Origin of the sequence: Nocardia vaccinii NBRC 15922, assembly GCF_001613305.1 — a bacterium.
In the GTDB taxonomy this organism is placed as follows: domain Bacteria; phylum Actinomycetota; class Actinomycetes; order Mycobacteriales; family Mycobacteriaceae; genus Nocardia; species Nocardia vaccinii.
Map to the genome: position 1 here is coordinate 79,997 of NZ_BDCC01000007.1, position 18,612 is coordinate 98,608.

Below are 18,612 nucleotides of genomic sequence, written 5' to 3' on the forward strand. Positions count from 1 at the left end.
GGCATTCGATGTGTCGCTTGCAGCGCGTCCAGAACTTCTGGTGAACCACGTCTCGTGGCATCACGGGGAGTCTATTTGACGTGAGGCGACGACAGATGACGTGTAGCCAGAAAGGCACGCCGGGCAGGTCTTGCCGGCCCACGTATGCGCTGGCTCACAGCGGTTGTCGCGATTCAGCGCGCAGGGCGGCGAATCCTCGGCGCTTTCAGTTCTTTGTCATCTTGGCCGAGGAGATGGCGGGTCGCCAAGCCGTTCATTCTGGGGGCTACCGACAGCTGGAGACGTTCGGCCGCAGTCGCGGTCCGCCGCTTCGCAGAGCGGACAAAGACGTTCGGTAGCGGTCTTACTTTCGAGATCAAGTCAGCAGTGTCGACACATGTATCGGGTGCTCGGGGGAGAGGAACGGTCATGTTCATCAGCGATGGAGATGGCAAGGGGCCGCAGCGGCGGCAGCGCGATGATCGGCCTGGGGACCAGTGCCGTGGGCGGCCTGGGCGGCCCAGGGGTGATGCCGCCTGCAGATCGGTTCCGTCGGGTGGCAAGAGCGTGCCCTCGCTCGGCGGACCTTTCGATAATTGGGACTTGGGGCGCGAGACGGGAGGCCGGCCCGGCGTCGGCCAGGAATCTGTAGCGCCTGTTATCGGGGAGTCCGCACCATGGCCATCCGTAAACCTCGAGTGCTATTCGAGGGAGATTGTGCGAGCCATCTTCGCCGCGGTGCCGCTGGCGGCGCCGTGGACGATCGCTCAGTTCTGCGGTTGGTTCGGTGCGGCGACAGGGCTGGAGGTCCGAGTAGCGCCATGGCGCGTGGACGGTGCCGCACCACCGAAGTGCGCGGCCTTGGTGGTGGTCGGTGGTCGAGTGATCGTGCGGTTCGACGAGCGACGTTCGGACCGGCACAAGTCGCAGCAGATCATGCACGAGTTCGCGCACCTGCTCTGTGATCATCTGGGCGACAACAAATTCGCCGTCGGCACCGGCCTCTTCACGCGCGGGCTGGACTTGGCCAAGATCGGTGCGGTTGTACAGCGGCAGGCGCTGGACTCCGAGTCCGAGGTGCAGGCCGAGATCGTCGGGACGCACCTGGCGGTGATGAGTCACGAGGTGATTCGCCTCTGGCCGGCCGGGGCTTCGTGTGTTCCCGCGGCGATTGTGCGGCGGGGCGCGAAACGACGAGTGCAGGTCCTGGCACCGCTGTGGGAGGCATTGACTCAAGCGGCTCCCGCGGTCCGGCTGTGTGACGCCCTGTCGCTGCGGTCGCCGGCGGTTGCGGTGCACAGGATGCTCATCGAGATGGAGGATGCGGTGATGACGCTCGCTTCGGTGCTCATTCCCCCGGGGGACGGCAGCGTCGAGGGCTGGGTGACGTCGATTGCTGACGCCCTCGTCGGTGGTGGAGTCGAGGCCCCGGCTTCGGCATTGGGGTTCAGCCCGCAGTGGCCGAGTGACGAGCGCGTGGTCCTGGATATCGCGAGAGCCTGGATGCGCAAGGGGCGGAAGGGCGTTCGTTAACCCGGTAGCGGCGGCTACGCTCCGGCGGAATGTCAGGCACTTTCCGCCGGAGCAGCCGAGATGGATTCGCCGTTCTCGATCATGGCGATCATCGCTTCGATGGTCTCGATGTCCAAGTCGTGAACACCACGGGCAGCCAGATGCCCATCCCGGTCCCGGATCAAGATCCATAGCTGGACCAGCAGATCGAGCCGGGTGACCTCCGAACTGTCGCTCTCCGAGGAGGACAGATAAAGGCCCGGAACTCCGAACTCCGCGCAAAGCGCTGCGGCGACCTCTGGGGCGAGCGAAAGTCGTTGCCCGGCACGCGCTTCGGCGATAACGAGTGGATCGATGAACTCGTCTGTTCGCTGCGACACCGCAGTCGCTACCTCGTCGACTGACCGCTCCGGCTGATCGCGATTGTGCCCCAACTCGAACAATCTGTTGATCTTGACTTCAAGCGTCAGCATTCGGTCTCCTTTGGGCAATGCGCGTGGTGAACAACTCTGAAAAGCGGGTTTGGTCCTCGGCGGACAGATCGTTTTCGTGTCCGAGTAACCAGCGCAGGTATGTCAGTTCTTCCATGTCGTGCTCGTCCGGCGCGATCGGTTTGCGAGCAAGCTGAACGGCGAGCAGCGTCGCGACGAAGGGGTCGGCGACGACTCCGGCCGCTCGTCGGCCCTCGACCTGGGCCAATGTCCAGGCGCGCAGCAGGCGATCGGTGCAGCGACCGATCGTCTCCCGCACTGCCAGGAGTTCGGGATCGTCAATGTTCTGAACCTTGGCCGCCAAGGCTTGGTCGGCCTGGATGAGGTCGAGCATGCTCTGCAGCGGCAGCAGGACTGGGAATACGTCGGTGGGAACGCGGGGCGGATCCTTAAGAACACCAGGTTGATCCGCTGGAGCTATGGTCTCGATCGGCGTCGGCGCCTGTCCGCTCTGGTACAGGCCCTTCACGGAGTCATCGGTGTATCCGTAGGCGCGATCGAGTTGTCGGTAGTTGCTGGCCCGCGGAACCGAAGCACCGGACTCGATGCGGCTCAGGCTCGGATGTGTCATCCCGGCGAGCTTGGCGGCCGCCCGCAGTGTGAGCCCTCGCTGCTCTCGGCGATCTTTCAAGATCTGGCCGTTGCGGTGGGCTTCGTCCTCCGGAATCGCCGGCGTGCTGGCCGAGCCACCGTCACCCGGCGGCGACGATAAACCTCCGGAAGGTTGTGGTGCGTTGTCGGCAGCGTTCTGATCCCCACGCTTGTCCATCTCGCAACTGTAGCAGCCAAAGCATCCACGACCTACCCGGCCAAAGCACCAAACTGCCGCTATAAACTTACCAATCTGGTTGTGTGTGGATAGTTTTATGGTTAGTATTCGTCTCGTCGAACGTACGCAGCCGGAGATTGCCCGGCGTCGAACCGACAGCGGTCCGTATCCGGCACTGACACCCGAAGGGAGGGGAACCGTGGACCCTGCGACCATCGTCTGGCTAGGGGAAACTGTTGTGGATGCGCTGATCAGTGTCGTCCATGTCGGCGAACTCGTCCTGTCGTATATTCCGATTCCGTAACCCCCTGCGGAACTGCGACAGGTTCGGAGACCGGCCCTCGTGGTGTCCTTCCCCCCACGCGCCGCGAGGGCCGGATCTCAATTTCGCGGGTATTGACCTGCACTCTCTTTCCGAGCGTGTGCTTCATCACGTTTGATCCTCTGAAAATCCTTGGTGCCCAGTGATTTTGCCGACAAGGTGACGCTGGTGTGGGCCGGATTCTGGCAGCAGCAGCAACGAGCGAGCATCGCCTGGGCACGCCTATCCAGTGAGGACACGTGTTGCCACGCTCCGCCGTCACCGACGAACTGTCTCAGCGCAACGTCGCAAAGTGTCGTCGCCGAAGGTCTCTTCGTACAGTATGGGGCGCCGCGGCCTGCACCGCGGCGGTCATGGCAGTGGCAGGAACCGCCGCGGCCGAAGAAGACGCCGTCCCCATCCCGCCCGGCCCTTGCCCGGGGCTGTACGTGCTCGGTGTTCCGGGAACTACCGAATCTAGCTCTAGCGCAGACCCTTTCGCCGATACAGGGATGCTCGGTCGGGTATACGGCCCGCTCGCGCAAGGTGTAAATGTCCAGCACCTCACGATCCCGTATCCCGCGGCTTTCGGCGGAGCGCCGGGGACCGGACCTGGCATCGAAACCTTCGCCCAGTCAGCGACCAACGCCCAGAACCGCCTGAACGCGACCGCCGGCGAGATCGCAACACGCTGCCCTCACACCAAGATTGGCGTTGTTGGGTTTTCCCAAGGCGGAGGCGTCGCTACTGAGTTCGCACGGCAGGTCGGGGCGGGGAACGGGCCGGTAGACCCGAACCGGATTGCCGGAGTCGCCGCATTGTCGGACTGGACGAGACCACATGGCGCAGAAGCCTTTCCGGGACGTCCCGGCCAAATAGTTCCGGACCCGGCACCGAGTACCGACGGTGCCGCGACCTCTCGCATTCGCCTGGCTCCGGTTCCCGGAAGCGGTGGAATAGACCCGGACACAGCAGGATTCGGTCAGCTCGCTGGGAGAGTCGGCGAATTCTGCTCGCCCGGTGACCTCAGTTGCGATGCACCGGACCATGCCGAAGCGTTACGAACGGCCGCAGAGTTGGCCGCACGATCGGATCTGCGCGATCCGATCGCTGCGGTGCAGTCTCTCGGAGCATCCTGGGCGACAACCGCGGCCACGACGAGCACCCACGTCGTGCTCGACGACATACAGATCGACAACACCGGCCAGGTCAATTATCGCCCCGGACAAACAGTCTCTCAACGATTGGCCGAGGCTGCAGACCCACGCACGCCGGTCCCCACGACACAACAGGCACAGCAGGCATCGGACAAAATAGCCCGAGCCGGGGCAGCGATTGCCGCCGACCCGCTTCGCCAGATTCCGGCGTTGGTTGCGCAGGTCGGCTCGGCGGTCGGCGCCAATCTGGCAGCTAACGCAGACCTCCTCAACCCCGTGGTTCTGGCCCGCTACGCAGGTGTCGTGGGCACCCACACCGGATACGGCACCGACGGCGCTGCGCAACAGGCTGGAAACTGGTTCGCCGCGATCTCCCACGACATCACCCCGGGCGCACACCGATGAGGGCCGTCCGCACGCTGGTGGCCCGATGCATTATCGCCTGCACACCACAGTTTGGGTCCACAGCAAAGTCACAAGCCCCACAACGACTTTCGGATACGCCGCATGGCCTGACCGGAGGTCAGCGATGACCCCGACGAACAGACCGCCGACAGCACGCCCGCTTCCCGAGCTGCCGAGCACCGGGGTGATGGTGGTAAACATCATCAGCGGACCGGCGTCCCTCGCGACGTGGATCAGGGACTCCTTCCGCGCCGCGCTCAGCACACTCGACGGAGTCGCCGGGCTACGAGAATTCCAGCTCGTACGGGTCGCGAGCTCGGAACCTGCGGTGTTCGCCTCGATCACCGTGTGGAACGCGATCGAAGACTTTCGAGCATGGCGCGCCAGTCCCGCCTTCCGTGAGGCACATCCTGATCGGGCTCTCTACCAAAAGGAATTCGGCGAGCTCCTCGCGGTACAGGAGGAGTATCCGATCGACCCACGCACTGTCGGCGTCGATCCTGGTGCCGCAACCATGCGCCGACTGTCCGCCGAACATCCGGAGCTGATCCCTGCAGATGGGCAGCTGGTGTACGAGGTGCTCTGGTCGCGTAGTGCAAACCGGACGCGAACGCCGCGCAAAGCCGGGATTCTGGCGATCGCCTGTGTCGCAACGTTTATGGGCTTTCTGGACACAGCGATCGTGAACATGACCTACAGCTCGATGGCCGCGCAGTTTCCCTCGCCGGGTTCTCAACTGACGTGGGTTATCAGCGGATACGCAGTGGCCTTCGCCGCTCTACTCACCGCCGCTGGACGATGGGCTGACACCTTCGGTCATAGGCGGGTGCTGCTGTGGGGGGTCACCGGATTCGCCGTTACGTCGCTGGTGTGTGCGCTCGCACCGACCGCCGATGTGCTGATTGCGGGAAGGATCGGACAGGGCGCAACGGCCGCGTTGGTGCTGCCCGCCGCGTTGGGCGCGTTGCTGGCGAGCGTCCCCGCGGACCGTGCCGCGAGCGCGATCGGCGCCTGGGCGGCCACCGGCGCATTGGCAGCCGCGATTGGTCCGGCGGTCGGCGCGGCACTCGTCTCATTGTCGGGATGGCGAGCAATCTTCCTGATCAACGTGCCGGTGAGCGTGGTTCTGCTCCCGCTCGGTGTGATGGTCCTGCCGCGCGCTCCTGGCCGGCGGCGCGGGCAACCTGACTTGATCGGGGTCGCGGCATTGTGCGCTGGCATCGCCGCGCTGGTGGCGGCGCTTACGCAAGGGCACGAGTGGGGAGGGATGACCAGCCTGCCCGTCATCGTGCTGATCGTTGCCGGAGTGGCGGGCTGCGGGCTTGCCTGCTCGCGCGGCCACACTCATGCGCGGCCCGCGCTGCCAGTGCGACTGTGGAGATCGGCGCCGTACGCCCTGTCGACCGTGGTCAACACCGGGTTGGGATTCGTGATGGGTGTTTTCCTTCTCGCGATTCCCGTTTTCTTGCAACAGATTTGGCGGCTGACATTGCTACAGACCGCAGGTTGCATCGGCGTAATCGGGTTCGTCGCGATGGCCTCCGCGGGGATATGCGGGCGCGGCGCAGTCGCACGCCGGGCCGGATGGATGTGCGCAGGCGGGATGGTAGCGGTTGCTGCGGTTTGCGCTGTCTGTGCGAGCCAAACATTCAGCACAACAAGGGATCTGCCGCTGTGGTGGCCGCTCGCTGCTGTATTGGGAGTTGGAGTCGGAGTCACCGTCACCGCGCTCTCGATCATCACGGCAGCGACCGTGCCCACGTCCGACATCAGCACCGGCCTGGGTATGGGACTGGCCAGCCGCCAAGCCGGTTCAGCGCTCGGCGTCGCGGTTCTTGCGGCCATGCTCGCCTCTGACGCCAATCATCTCGAGTACGTCGAGTCGATCCATCGACTGTTCGCGGTGACCGCCGTGGTGGTGCTCGTCGCAGCACTCCTCGCGGTGGCCATCCGGCTCCCGACATCTTCGCAAGTCCGGCCGGCGAAACATGATCGGCCACCCCGCGGCCCGCATCCCGTCGCACCGCCCTCGCCTGCCAGATCGGAGAAGTGAAGAGTGCCGCAACTACCCAGCAGTACAACCGATTTCGAAGCCATGCTCGATGTCCTGAACCTTGACGTGGTCGGTGACGACACCTTCGTAGGCGGACACCCGCACAAAGTCTGGCAGCGCACTTTCGGCGGCCAACTGCTCGCGCAGGCCGCCGTCGCAGCCGGGCGCACCGTCATCCCCTATCGCAAGCGGCCGCTGCATGCGCTCCACATCCAGTTCATTCGGCCCGGAGATGTTCACACGCCGATCAAGTACGTCGTCGAGCGGTTACGTGATGAGCGCACTCTCGCCGATCGGCTCGTTACCGCCCGCCAGGGCGAGGATGTCCTCGCTGTGGTGCTTGCCGGATTCCAGTCCTTTCGTCAAGGGCTTGAACACTCGGTGGTGATGCCGCCCGTGCCGCCTCCGGAAGACCTGGAGCGGGTGACCGAATCGTTTGCCGGGCGCGAAGAACGGCTGCAGATGTTCGTCAAGAGCTTGCATCCGATCGACATCCGCTACACCGATGCGACACCCTGGGAACTGCAGCGGCAAGGCCGCAAAACCGACGTTTGTCGTGCGTGGATGCGTGCCGATGGCCCGTTGCCGGACGACCCGCTCACTCATGCCGCCGTGCTGGCGTGGGCCAGTGACATGACACCGCTGGATTCGATCATCACCACCCACGGGCTCGCATGGGGTGTGGACCGTATCGTGCCGGCAACCCTGAACCACTCCCTGTGGATCCATCGGCCGCCGCGACTGGACGACTGGACTCTCTACACGACGACATCGCCGACCGCGGCTGGTAGTCGTGCGCTGGTCACCGGGTGGTTCCATAGCCGCAGCGGGGATCAGGTCGCCAGCATCAGCCAGGAAGACGTAGTGCTGGCCTACCCCCAACGCGACAAGGTTGTGAGCGCCGCCCGCGATACTCGTGGCGGCGTCTCGGCCAGCGAACAGGACTCTCGGAAAGTTGATGCCTGGGGTATCGCGAGTCTGCGGAGGCACCTGGACGGCTTACCTGGCGCGACGATCGCCGACCGGAGTGAGAGCGAACAGGGCGCCACCGCCACAGGCGAGAACCTGTGAACCACAACATGTTCGCGGCGCTTACTGCGATGGTCGGGCCGATTGCGACGGTCACGACCGGCGTCGGGATCTACCGCCTCCACCACGGACTACTGCCTCGTCAGCACGGTGAGCATGCAAGCGGTTGCGATCCTAATTATGTTGCAGAACAAGGACTTTCAATATTCCATCCGTGGCTCCGGCCGTCTTTTGACCGTTGCGTGGACAGGCGGTGGCCGCGGTGAGCAACGAACGCGCGCTACCGATCTCGGTGCAGGCCGCCCGTGTGCTCGCTTCGGCGGGAAGGGGGCTGGTGCTGGTGCTGTTGCGGGAGCAGCAAGTGGTGGGCGTGCTTCACCTGGACGTTGACAATGCCGGTGCTGCCGGTGCTGCCGCTGCGGCGGCGCAGGCTGATCAAGCGGTATTGATCATAGTCGGATCATTCAAGGTCGCCGGTCGTCTGATCCTAAAGGCGGACGAGACGCGAAAAGTGTTGGCCGCCAATGGCGTCATCGTCAGCAGCGTTGTCCATGTGACCGCCCTCAACGATGGGCGGCGGTGGATCGACCTGTCGCTGACCGGCCCTCGCGACGGCATCGTTGGTCGCTTCATGGGACGGCTCCGATGACAGCGCAGCCTCAGGTTGTGGTCGGAGCCAAGTTCGGCGAACTCAACACGACCGCTGAGCTGCGATCGGCAGATATCGAGGAATTCATGTTCGGCCGTGTCTCTGCACGGACCTCCGGGATGCAACTCCCCAACTGCTCCACATCGTCGCAGATCGCGGCGTCAACAGCGAGGGGCGCGACCAGAACAGGGCGAGGGAAGTAGACATGACCCGACTTCGCAGGACAGCGGTGTGCGTGCTGGCAGTGGCCTTACCGGCGACAGCAGCCCTCGGGAGCGGTCCGGCCTCTGCCGTGACCGACCAGCCAGGGGTGTCCGGAAGTACGCAGCAGCCGGGGGTGACTCCGGCGCTGCAGGAGCAGCCTGGAGTGTCCACACCAGCTCCGGCACCACCACCGCGGCCGCCGGACCACACTCTGGCGGGTGACTCCGTGCCCGATCCGCCGACCTATGCGCCGACGGACTACCGAACGCCGCCCACGCCGTCGAGCCGACCGAAAACGACACTGGGTGAGGATCTTTCGCGATTGCACGCGCCCGCGTCGGTGCCGCCTTCGAAGGTGGTCGTGCCGCCGCCAGCGGATTACATCGGCGTCGGTGCGGTGCGGTTCCCACGGCCACCACAGATTCCTGCGGATCTGGCTTGGAAGATCAACTCGTATCTGGCCTCATGGCAGCGCAATACCAACACGTTCTTCGATTCAGTCGGCTTCGATCCGTCGAGGTCGGATCGCATGGCAACAGCCGGCGTGCTGTGCGCCGGTGCAGGATTCGGTGCTGGCGCACTGGTGATGGGCATCCCAGCGGCCATCGCCGGGGCACTGATCGGCAGCACGATCGGCGGCATCGTGGGCGCCGGGCTCGGCACCCTCGTGCCGGTGCCGGTGCTGGGAACGGTGACCTCCGGGGTCGCCGGAACCGCGATCGGCGCGGTCGCCGGCGCGGTCGTGGCCGGAATCCCCGTAGCCGTAATCGGCGGCACCACCACCGCCATCGTCACCGGGGGCGCAGCAGTACTGGCTACCGCCGGTGACGGCTCCGACACCCCACCGCCCCCGCGTCCGGCACCCGCTCCGCGCCCAGCTCCGGCACCGGACGTGCACGCCCAGGTGCAGCAGGTCACTGATAACGGTGTGGACGCGGCAGAACAGGCCGTGCACTGGGTACAGACACAGCCCGGTGGGGAGCAGGTACTCGATACTGTCGCGAGCGCCGGCGCGGCAGCCGGAGCTGCACTCGGAGCCGTACCCGGTGCCGCGCAGGTCAGTGCGGCAGTCGGCACAGCGGCCCACAACGTAGTGGCCGCAGCGAAGACGGCACCCGCCACCGCCGCGGTAACCAACGCGGTCGCGGATGTCGTTGGCCACCACCCGCCCTTCACGCCCCAAGAGTTGGGTCCACTGGCTGGTGCGGCCAACAACGCGCTGGCCGCCGCCCAGGCGGTGTTGGGGTGAGTCCGGCTGTCCTGGCCCGAGACGTCCCGAGGCAGGTCGGACTGCTGTTCGTGGCGGCGGCCACATCCCAGAACCGAGCGGCGCATCAGCCAGCGGTCAGCGCACTGACGCCGCGGATTCGATTGTTCGCGACCTCGGGCGGCGATACCGCGGATCGAACGTAGGCGGGGACGGTGGCCTCGCGGTGCGGATGTGGATGGTTGGCCCGGGTGCGGTCCTGGCTGTCGTGGTGGTGGTCCCAGTGCTGGTTCTGATGTTCATGCTCTCCGGAGCCACCGGCACAGGAACGTCCGGGCAGAGCACATTGGCGCCCCATAGTGTCCCGCCGCAGTACGAGCGATGGGTCCGCCAGGCCGCCACGGTGTGCCCGCAGGTATCCGCGCCACTGATCGCCGCACAGATCGAGCAGGAGTCCAACTGGAACCCCGACGCGGTATCGAAAGCCGGGGCGCAGGGATTGAGCCAATTCATGCCCGGGAACTGGCCCTCGGTCGCAGTCGACGCCGACGGCAACGGCACGGCCTCGCCGTTCGACCCCGCCGACGCGATCATGGCACAGGCGACCTACGACTGCCGCACCGCCGCCCGCGCCGAGCAAGACTTGGCGTCCGGCCGCATCCACGGCGACATCACCGACATCATCCTGGCGGCCTACAACTGCGGCTACGGCTGTGTACTGGCCGCGGGCGGCCCGCAAGTCGGCAACGGCGAGACCGACGACTACGTACCGGCCGTGAAGGCGCGCATGTCCAAATACACCGACCTGACACTGTCGGCCGATGTCAGCGACTGGGGCGCAACAGGTTTCGGGTCCACAGTCGTCGCGGCAGCCTCGGCGCAGCAAGGCGAGCCCTATGCCTGGGGCGGCGGCGACGCATCCGGCCCGACACAAGGACACCGCGACGGCGGTGTCGCCGACTCCTACGGCGACTACAACAAAATCGGTTTCGACTGCTCCGGATTGGCCGTCTACGCGGTCGCGGAGGCCTCCGGCGGCCGGATCGTGCTGCCGCACTACACCGTCGACCAGCTCAACGACCCACGCGGCCAAACAATCCCGCTCGACCAGATACAGCCGGGGGACATCGTGTTCCCCGCCGGTGGAAACCCTGACCATGAGGCGATTTACATCGGCGGCGGACAGATTGTTCAGGCACCCGAGTCCGGCGGTGTGGTCTCGCGGGCCCCGCTGGCGTCAATGGGCGCGGTCGATGTGCGGAGGTTCGGATGAGTCCATTCTCCGTAGTCGGCGCCGCACCCGTGCGGTGGGCCGCTGTTGTGTCTCTGGTTGCGGCCGCGATCACGGTTAGTGCCGGGTGTGCGTCACCAGCAGCTCGGGTGCCCGGTGTCGAAACATCGTTCACAACCCCTCCGACAGCCAGTCGCGTGGGGTTCGGATCGACCTCGCTACCGACTCCCAGCACCTTGCCGCCGGACATGGCTGAGGTCAACCGATCCGATGCGTCGGCCGTAGCCGCGGTAGCAGTCCGTATCTGGTTCACCGCCGACACCAGAGTCGATTCGTCACAACACGATGCGCGACTTCGAGCGTGCCCGCTACTCACCCCGCCTTACTGCCTGGCCATCCGGGACTTCCCGCCGATGACGGGACCCGGGGCGGACTGGCTGGCGCTGACTGCCCAGCGGGCCGCGATCACTGTCGAGGCCGCCGATGTGCGCCCGGCCGCCGAGACTGGCCCGCCTGACAGCGCGACGCGGGCCGATCGGCTGTTGGAGGTGACCGAACACCTGGTCACGCCGAACGGGGTGCTGCCGGACAGACGACTCGTGGTAGCGGTCGGCCTGACCCGCGACGGCGCCCGGTGGGAGGTCGCGGATGTGAGAGCACGATGAGCGCGCCCGAAATGCAGTGGCGAACGCCAGAGGTCGGCGGGATCTGTGGCGGCGCGGGTACAACCACGGTGGCCTACCTGATCGGCGGTCGCGACGTCGGAGTTATCGCGGCCGACGGCTCGCAGCAGGTCGACGTGTTGGTGACCCGCACGACAGCGGTGGCGGTGGGGTGGGCGATCGGTACCGCAGGCCGAATGGCCGATGTCCCGGTGCTGGCGGCGGTAGCCGACAGCGGCGACCGATGGCCCGCAGCGGTGCGGCAGCGGCTGGCGATGGCCCGGGCCAATCTCGACGTGCCGGTCCTGGAGCTGGCGTGGTGCCCGCCGCTGGCGGCCAGCGACAACCCCTGGGAGCTGCTGGCCACCAGCGTTGTGGCCGGCGAGAAGTGGGCTGCGGCCGCGCGGCGATTCCGCCAGGACCTGATCACCGCGCTCATTGAGGCGATGTCGGCGCGACGCGGCGACTCACATTCCACGACCCCACACAGCCCGACTAGGAGGACGGAGTCGTGACTGGATCGACAACGAAGGAGAATCCCCATGTCGATGCTGTGGCATCTGGTCGACACTCTGGCCCAACAGGTATCAGTGCCAGATCCCCCGCCCAAGCCACTGCCCGGCAAGCTCGGCGACCGGCTCGACGACGTGATCAGCTGGGCCAAGACCCTGGCATTGGGCTTAGCCGTGCTCGGAACCCTGGCCGTCGCCGGAATGCTGTTCATCGGCCTGCGCGGACGGTCAGACACCGCCAAGAACGCGCTCGGGCACTTGCCATTCGTTGTGCTCGGAGTCGTGCTCACTGGCGGCGCGGCCGCCCTGATCCAGGCATTCCAGTGACCGCGCGACAGATGGCCGCGGTCATGTTGGCGACGGGGTTGACCGCGATCGCGACAGTTGGTGCAGCGCAGGCACAGCCGACGCTGCCTCCGGTGCCAGGGATTACCCCACCAGCGATCCCACGGCCAGGGATTACACCACCGGGTAGCGTGCTGCCGACGTCACATGCGCAACTGCCATCTCCGCAGCTGCCTGACAACAAAACCGGAAGCGGTGCGAGCGAGGTGCCGATAAAACCGGCGAAAACCGGTGCACCGGACTGGAATCGGTTCGGTGGTGATCCTGCAGACGCGCCATCCGACATGGACTCGTTCGTCACCGACGTCCTTGGGTGGATGCGCACCGCGGCCATCATCGCCGGAGTCCTGGGGCTGCTGACTATCGCGGCAATGCTCATGGTCGGGTTGCGCTGGCGCAGCGAACAATCCCGCCGCGCGTTGGAGTCGCTGCCGGCCGTGTTGTTGGCGACCGTCATCTCTGGCAGCGCCGCCACCATCCTGTCGATGGTGTTGTGACGGGAGATAGGGTCATGACCGACAGTACGAATTCCACGGCGCGAGTGCTCTTTTCGGCTGCCAACGCGTGTCGGGGTGGGAAGTCGCGAGAGTGGTCGACCGCACTGACCGACCGCCTCGAAATGAGAGTCGATAGCGACGTTCCCGAATCGGGGTGTCGCACCACGCACGGAGGGGAGACCGGCGATGTCCAAGAATCGCGAGTTCCGGGATCAGCGGCCGCGACGGCGCGTGTGGCTGATGGTCGCGATTGTGGGTGGTGTGATCGTGATCGGGCTGATCGCATGGACGGTGTCGGGTGGACGGACCTCCAGCCTGTCGAGCGTCGGCGGCGTGCGGTCCTCTTCGATTCCGACGAGTTCGACCACGCGCCCGACGCAGCAGGCTCCGGCGGGTTTGGAGTGGAAGCTGGTCAACGGGGTTCGATTGCCGTTCAGTGCATCCGACGGACCGACCGGTATGGACGGGCCGCAGCCGATCGGGTTTTCCGACACTCCGCAGGGAGCAGTGTTGGCGGCCTGGCAGCTGTCGACACGGCTGCTGACCGACCCAGACACCGAGGACTTGCTCTCGCGGGTGCATGCCCCGCTCGACGTGCAGCAGCAGATTCGCGGCGACATCGCTCAGGTTCGCCAGTTCAGCGCAGACCAGCTGGCTGCGGCGTTCGCCCCGCCGGTGGCTTACCGATTCGACTACTGGGCACCGACATTCGCGGCGATCTACTTCGCGGTCCCCTCAAGCCAGGGTGGCTACGACTTCCAGGCCCGCGCCGTGGTGTGGACTCAGGACGGCTGGCAGTACCAGCCGCAGTCTGGGCTGGATCCGTTGCCGAACTCCACCAGCCTGAGCGGGTTCACCCCTTTGCAGTAGCCCTGCACCGCACCGCCTGCACCGTGCTGGTCGGGCTGGTGCTGGCTGTCCTCGCGGTGACCGGCGCGGCCGGATCAGCGCACGCCGGACCTCCGGCACCGCCGTCCGCGCCCCCGCGGCCAGCACCGACACGACTGTCGGACCTGACACCCGAACAGCGGTCATGGCGCGACAGCGACGGCGTCATCTCCTGCTCCGCCCACCCCACATTCCCCACGTGCTCGACGACCCCCGATGCGGCAGGCGTCCGCTATCCCGATGACAACTCGCCCTTCCTGGTGCAGATGCGGGGCAAGACTTACACCGACCTCAACCCGTTGCACGCGGTGGGTGACGAGGTTGGCAGCTCGGTCTCTACAGCGTTCGCGCAAGCGGCCGAGTCGATTGGCAAGTTCGCGGGCGACCTGCTGACGCAATCGATGACCTGGTGGATCAAACAGGACTCCATCTCGTTGTCCTACGCGCAGTCCATGGCGGGTAAGGAACCGGTGCAACAGGTGGTCGGGTTGATCATGATGGCTGGAATCTTGGGCTCTTCGATCGCGATGATGATCTCGCGGCGCACCCAGCCCGCCGCCGAGATGGTCATGTACGGGGTGCGGTATCTGCTGATCTCGTCGCTGGCTCTGGTGGTACTCACCGGCGCGGTCCACGCCGGTGACGATTTCGCCCGCCAGATGGTGACCGGCGGCGCGGAGCAGTTCGGGCAACGAATGCAGTCGATGCTTGGGGTGGAAACGATCGGCAACCCGGGCGGGGTGCTGATGATCGGGCTGATCGCGGTGGTCCTCGGCTTCATCCAGTGGGTCATGGGATTCATGCGCCAGGCCGGGTTGGTCGTGCTCTATGCGATGATCTTGATCGCCGCGGCCGGGCAGCTCAGCAGTTGGGGACGGCAGTGGTTCCCGCGCGTGGCGAGCATGTGCATCGCGTTGGTGCTCTACAAGCCGCTGGCGGCATTCATCTATTCGCTGGGCTTCACTCTCATCGGACAAGACCAGTCGCTGACGTCGCTGATCGTCGGGCTGATGGTGGTCGCGATGGCGGTGATCGCCCTTCCGACGCTGATGAAGTTCTTCAGCTTCCTGGGGTTCCAGGTGACCGGCGGGACCGGTGCGCTGGGGGCGGCCGCAGGCATGATCGGCAGCGGCGCACTGCTGGCGTCGTCACTGGGTGGAGGTGGCGGCGGTGGTGGTGATCCAGCGACCCCGGCCAGCTTCGCCGCGGCGAACGGCAGTGGCGGACAGGCAGAACCCGACCCGTCGCCGGGTAACACTCCCCAATTGACCGGTGGCGATGGCACGGCTGTGAACCCGCCGCCGCAGAAGGAACTCGGCGGTGGTGAGCCTGCCGCGTTGGAGAACGGATCACCGTCGTCGGCGGCCGCTGGAGCGGCCGATGCGGAGATGGCCGCTGGAGCGGCCACGGGTGGGGTCGGGTTAGCGGCGATCAGGGCTCAAAAGGCGATCGCTGCGGCACCGGAGGCCGCTGAGTCGGTCGGCGACGAGATGACCGGCGGCGACACCGGCCCGGACATGCCATGAGCGAGAGGAGGATTCGGTGAGCAGTGACATACCTGCCTACGGCGGGTTTCGGGAAGTCCGCGGCTATGGTCTGGGACGGCTGGGGCCATGGGGAACCGGCGTAGTAGCCGTGGTCGCGGGCGCGCTGGCATTCTCCACGGCGATCTCCCTGTGGGCAGCGCTCTACGGACTTGTCGCCGCGGTGCCGATTGTGGCGATGTCGGTGATTCCAGTTGGGACGTCGCGGCGCACCGTGGCCGGCCACGCCGCCTGGGGGGTGCGAGCCTGGCGGGGTCGGCGTTCAGGCACCGACGCATGGGTGGCCGATGTGTTCGAGGAGGTTCCCCGCGGGGACAACTTGCCGGGGGTGCTGGCCCCGCTGATGCCACTGGATGTGGAGGACGGTCGCGGAGGAAAGCAATGCCTGATCTGGAACCGGCGCACCGGTGTGTTGTCGGCGATCCTGTTGGTGTCCCCGACCGGGATCACCCTGTCCGATCAGGACGACGCGAACTCGTGGGTCGCCGCCTACGGTGATTGGCTTGCCGATCTGGGATTTTCCCCGATCATCAGCTCCGTTGCGTTCACTACGGAGTCCTCGCCGAGCGGCGGAGTAGACCAACGCTCCTACATCATGGGGCGAATCGCACCGACCGCGCCGCCGGTTGCGCGGTCGATCATGGAGTCCATCGCCGCCCAAACACGTTCGACGACAGCCGATGTCGTGTGCCGAGTGACCATCAACTTCGACATGGCCCACGCCTCACCGGTGCCCAAGTCGCTGGCCGAAGGGTGCACCGAGGTCGTGCGATGGATGCCGAGATGCGAATCCGCGCTCGCAGCCGCAGGCATCACGGTGACCGGGCGCGCGTCGACTACACAGGTGATCCGGTTGCTGCGCCGCGCGTTCGACCCGGCGATCACCGCGTGGAGCGGCCACGACGATGCGGCGGGAGAGGCGCTGACCTGGCGGGATGCGGGACCGATCCGCACCGAACCGAATTTCGATGTGTATCGCCACGACAGCGGATTCAGCGTGACATGGGCGTTCGCGCAGCCGCCCGCAGGGGTGGTGCGACAGCACATTCTGTTGCCGCTGGTCTCACCGGGCCGCTACGTCCGCAGGTTTTCCCTGGTGTATCGACCGTACCGAGCTGCGGAAGCAGGACGGATCGTCGAACGCGAGATCCAAGCCGGGACGCTACGCCGGGCTTGGAACCAAAAGACGAAAAAGGATGAGACCCAACGCGAATACGACGACCGGGTCCGGGCCCGCCGCGCCGCGCAGGAGGAGTCCCTCGGCGCAGGCCTGGGCCGCTTCACCGCCTACGTCACCACGACCACCCGCAACGAGTCCACGCTCGCAGCAGCATGCGCAGATGTGGAACAACGCTACGGCGCGGCCAAATTGCGGTTCCGGCGCGCCCGCGGCGCGCAGGCCTCGGCGTTCGCTGCAGGCCTCGGCGTAGGCATCGAACCGACTTCCGGGCTGTCCAAACGCGCGACCGACCGGTGGCTGGGATGACCGACGACCAGAGCCTCCGGCGCGCCGCGGCCGACGCCGGGTTGGCCGAGCGGTGGTTGAGTAAGCTCGGTCTGACTCCGGCCTACCGCCGCCCTGAGACCTCGGACGAGCAGTCTTTCGACCCGTTCGCCATGGTGCTGGATCTGCTGCCGATGCCGCCGGCGCGCGGCGAACGCCGACGATGGGGCGGGCACACAGCAAACATCGAGACAGGGCGGCTGTGGGCCGCGACCACCGCCCAGACCCAAGGGCTATACCCGTTTCCGGCACCGGCAGGAACGACCGTGCGAGGTGTCCCGTTCGGGCGACACATTTTCACCAACGAACCGATCGGGCTCGATCCGGCGCAATGGCTGCGCGACGGCCTGGTGACCAACACGGGCATCTGGGTGCAGGGCCAACCCGGCGTCGGGAAGTCCAGTGCCGCCAAGCGACTCCTGGTCGGGTTGGTGGCATACGGGTTCGTCGGTGTAATCCCCGGAGACCTGAAAGACGAGTACACGCCGGTGGTGAACGCCCTGGGCGGACAGGTGTTCCGGGTGGGCCGCGGCCTTCACGCACTCAATCCGCTAGACCTGGGCCCACTGCGGTCAGCCATCGCGGCCGCGATGGGCACCAATCGTGACCAACTCGTCGCGGCATCACGCGGGCGACGCCTGGACCTGGTGGAATCGCTGATCGCGATCGTCGGCGGACAGGCATCGACCGCAACCGAGCGGTTGATCCTGGCCAAGGCACTCGACATCGCCGAGACCGCCCACACCAGACACCGATTGGGTGACCCCACCATTCCCGAACTCGTGGCCGTGATCGAACAGGGTGGTGACGAACTACGCAAGGTCGTGGCCGCCGACAATGACCGCGACTACGCCCACGCGATTCACGAATTCCGGAACACATTGGTGCTGATGGTCGAAGGCCCGATCCGGGGAATGTTCGACCGGGCATCGAGCTTCAGCGTGGACGCCGACACCCCCGCGGTATCGCTATCCCTGCGAGCCATCCGCGACGACGGCGATGACGTGGTCGCGGCATCGATGATGTGCGCCTGGGCATGGTCGGCCGCCCTAATCGAGGCCGCGCACGCGAGCGGCATGCGCCGCAACGTTTTCCAGATCCAAGACGAACTCTGGCGCGCATTGCGAGTGGCGCCCGGCCTGGTGGAGAAGTCGGACCGGATAACGAGGCTGAACCGAGACGAGGGAACCGTCAGCCTCCAGTCGACACACTCCCTCACAGATTTGGAAGCGTTGCCCACCGAGGCGGACCGCGCGAAGGCCCGTGGCATGGCCGCTCGCAACGCAATCCAGCTGTTCGGCGGCCTCGACAACGCCGAACTCGAGCGGCTGCACCAGATCTTCCCGTTCAGCAGTCGCGAACGCGACCTGCTGTCGCGGTGGTCCGCGCCGCCGACATGGGTTCGGGGCCAACGCCATCCCGGCCGCGGTCGCTACCTGATCAAGAGCGGGGGACGGATGGGACTACCGGTTGCGGTCGACCTGATTCCCGAGGAGCTGGCGCTCTACGACACCGACACGGCCTTCGCTGATATCACCCCGAAGGGGTAAGAACATTGAAAAGCATTGCTGGAAAGAATATTTCGAATTCATTCGCGCGGAAAACCCGTGTCACGCTGGATGATGACAGCGGGGGCTCGACGCTGGTGTGGAATCCCGACGCGGAGCCCGGCG

Annotated in this window: 17 protein-coding genes and 1 pseudogene; 16 read left to right on the forward strand and 2 right to left on the reverse strand. The window is 66.0% G+C overall.

What is annotated here, in order from left to right; genetic code table 11:
* The first annotated feature begins 696 nt into the window (after window positions 1-696).
* Complete coding sequence (locus NV1_RS03155) at window positions 697-1,512, forward strand: DUF6545 domain-containing protein (RefSeq protein ID WP_067885276.1); 816 nt, start codon at window positions 697-699, stop codon at window positions 1,510-1,512.
* A 32-nt stretch (window positions 1,513-1,544) separates the two neighbouring features.
* Here NV1_RS03155 and NV1_RS03160 read toward each other — a convergent pair whose 3' ends face one another.
* Together NV1_RS03160 and NV1_RS03165 are read right to left on the reverse strand one after the other, a co-directional pair.
* On the reverse strand, window positions 1,545-1,964 hold the full coding sequence (locus NV1_RS03160; protein ID WP_067885278.1) for a hypothetical protein: 420 nt from the start codon (window positions 1,962-1,964) through the stop codon (window positions 1,545-1,547).
* Window positions 1,951-2,751 carry a helix-turn-helix domain-containing protein gene (locus NV1_RS03165; RefSeq protein WP_067885280.1) on the reverse strand — a complete coding sequence of 267 codons (801 nt, stop codon included), beginning with the start codon at window positions 2,749-2,751 and terminating at the stop codon, window positions 1,951-1,953. Before NV1_RS03165 ends, NV1_RS03160 begins: the two co-directional genes overlap by 14 nt.
* Before the next feature lie 813 nt (window positions 2,752-3,564).
* On the opposite strand from NV1_RS03165, the pseudogene NV1_RS46685 reads away from it, so the two are divergent.
* The 15 genes and pseudogenes from NV1_RS46685 to NV1_RS03235 form a co-directional block, all read left to right on the forward strand.
* Window positions 3,565-4,089, forward strand: a pseudogene (locus tag NV1_RS46685) (cutinase family protein); the annotation flags it as partial.
* A gap of 39 nt (window positions 4,090-4,128) precedes the next feature.
* Window positions 4,129-4,614 (forward strand): hypothetical protein, encoded by a 486-nt coding sequence (locus NV1_RS45445; RefSeq protein ID WP_067885282.1) that lies wholly within the window; start codon window positions 4,129-4,131, stop codon window positions 4,612-4,614.
* Window positions 4,615-4,738: 124 nt separating this feature from the next.
* On the forward strand, window positions 4,739-6,667 hold the full coding sequence (locus NV1_RS03175; RefSeq protein WP_067885284.1) for an MFS transporter: 1,929 nt from the start codon (window positions 4,739-4,741) through the stop codon (window positions 6,665-6,667).
* Between the two features lie 3 nt (window positions 6,668-6,670).
* Window positions 6,671-7,738, forward strand: a complete 1,068-nt coding sequence (locus NV1_RS03180) for an acyl-CoA thioesterase (RefSeq protein ID WP_307627950.1) — start codon at window positions 6,671-6,673, stop codon at window positions 7,736-7,738.
* Between the two features lie 220 nt (window positions 7,739-7,958).
* Window positions 7,959-8,345, forward strand: a complete 387-nt coding sequence (locus tag NV1_RS03185; protein ID WP_157116473.1) for a hypothetical protein — start codon at window positions 7,959-7,961, stop codon at window positions 8,343-8,345.
* Window positions 8,346-8,775: 430 nt separating this feature from the next.
* Entirely contained in the window at window positions 8,776-9,798 is a 1,023-nt protein-coding gene (locus NV1_RS03190; RefSeq protein ID WP_157116475.1) for a hypothetical protein, read from the forward strand.
* Between the two features lie 196 nt (window positions 9,799-9,994).
* A complete protein-coding gene (locus tag NV1_RS03195) occupies window positions 9,995-11,029 on the forward strand; it encodes a C40 family peptidase (RefSeq protein ID WP_084525071.1) in 1,035 nt (344 codons plus the stop codon).
* Between the two features lie 206 nt (window positions 11,030-11,235).
* Window positions 11,236-11,652: a hypothetical protein gene (locus NV1_RS03200; RefSeq protein ID WP_157116477.1), complete on the forward strand. Its 417-nt coding sequence runs from the start codon at window positions 11,236-11,238 to the stop codon at window positions 11,650-11,652.
* On the forward strand, window positions 11,649-12,164 hold the full coding sequence (locus NV1_RS03205; protein WP_067885296.1) for a hypothetical protein: 516 nt from the start codon (window positions 11,649-11,651) through the stop codon (window positions 12,162-12,164). Before NV1_RS03200 ends, NV1_RS03205 begins: the two co-directional genes overlap by 4 nt.
* 27 nt (window positions 12,165-12,191) lie before the next feature.
* A complete protein-coding gene (locus NV1_RS03210) occupies window positions 12,192-12,488 on the forward strand; it encodes a hypothetical protein (RefSeq protein WP_067885298.1) in 297 nt (98 codons plus the stop codon).
* An 11-nt stretch (window positions 12,489-12,499) separates the two neighbouring features.
* A complete protein-coding gene (locus NV1_RS43180) occupies window positions 12,500-13,003 on the forward strand; it encodes a hypothetical protein (RefSeq protein ID WP_157116478.1) in 504 nt (167 codons plus the stop codon).
* A 186-nt stretch (window positions 13,004-13,189) separates the two neighbouring features.
* Window positions 13,190-13,873, forward strand: coding sequence for a DUF8175 domain-containg protein (locus tag NV1_RS03220; protein ID WP_067885300.1), 684 nt, complete (start codon window positions 13,190-13,192; stop codon window positions 13,871-13,873).
* Window positions 13,874-13,896: 23 nt separating this feature from the next.
* On the forward strand, window positions 13,897-15,417 hold the full coding sequence (locus NV1_RS03225) for a hypothetical protein (RefSeq protein WP_067885302.1): 1,521 nt from the start codon (window positions 13,897-13,899) through the stop codon (window positions 15,415-15,417).
* A 16-nt stretch (window positions 15,418-15,433) separates the two neighbouring features.
* Entirely contained in the window at window positions 15,434-16,921 is a 1,488-nt protein-coding gene (locus NV1_RS03230; protein WP_067885304.1) for an SCO6880 family protein, read from the forward strand.
* A complete protein-coding gene (locus tag NV1_RS03235; RefSeq protein ID WP_084525030.1) occupies window positions 16,918-18,489 on the forward strand; it encodes a hypothetical protein in 1,572 nt (523 codons plus the stop codon). The genes NV1_RS03230 and NV1_RS03235 overlap by 4 nt, the downstream gene beginning before the upstream one ends.
* Window positions 18,490-18,612 lie beyond the last annotated feature (123 nt).

Bases quoted from the DNA above. Each gene is read 5' to 3' on its own strand.
- NV1_RS03210 (WP_067885298.1), top strand. From the start codon at position 12,192: ATGTCGATGCTGTGGCATCTGGTCGACACTCTGGCCCAACAGGTATCA.
- NV1_RS03160 (WP_067885278.1), bottom strand. From the start codon at position 1,964: ATGCTGACGCTTGAAGTCAAGATCAACAGATTGTTCGAGTTGGGGCAC.
- NV1_RS03205 (WP_067885296.1), top strand. From the start codon at position 11,649: ATGAGCGCGCCCGAAATGCAGTGGCGAACGCCAGAGGTCGGCGGGATC.
- NV1_RS03235 (WP_084525030.1), top strand. From the start codon at position 16,918: ATGACCGACGACCAGAGCCTCCGGCGCGCCGCGGCCGACGCCGGGTTG.
- NV1_RS03175 (WP_067885284.1), top strand. From the start codon at position 4,739: ATGACCCCGACGAACAGACCGCCGACAGCACGCCCGCTTCCCGAGCTG.
- NV1_RS03220 (WP_067885300.1), top strand. From the start codon at position 13,190: ATGTCCAAGAATCGCGAGTTCCGGGATCAGCGGCCGCGACGGCGCGTG.
- NV1_RS03165 (WP_067885280.1), bottom strand. From the start codon at position 2,751: ATGGACAAGCGTGGGGATCAGAACGCTGCCGACAACGCACCACAACCT.
- NV1_RS03200 (WP_157116477.1), top strand. From the start codon at position 11,236: ATGGCTGAGGTCAACCGATCCGATGCGTCGGCCGTAGCCGCGGTAGCA.
- NV1_RS03195 (WP_084525071.1), top strand. From the start codon at position 9,995: ATGGTTGGCCCGGGTGCGGTCCTGGCTGTCGTGGTGGTGGTCCCAGTG.
- NV1_RS43180 (WP_157116478.1), top strand. From the start codon at position 12,500: ATGGCCGCGGTCATGTTGGCGACGGGGTTGACCGCGATCGCGACAGTT.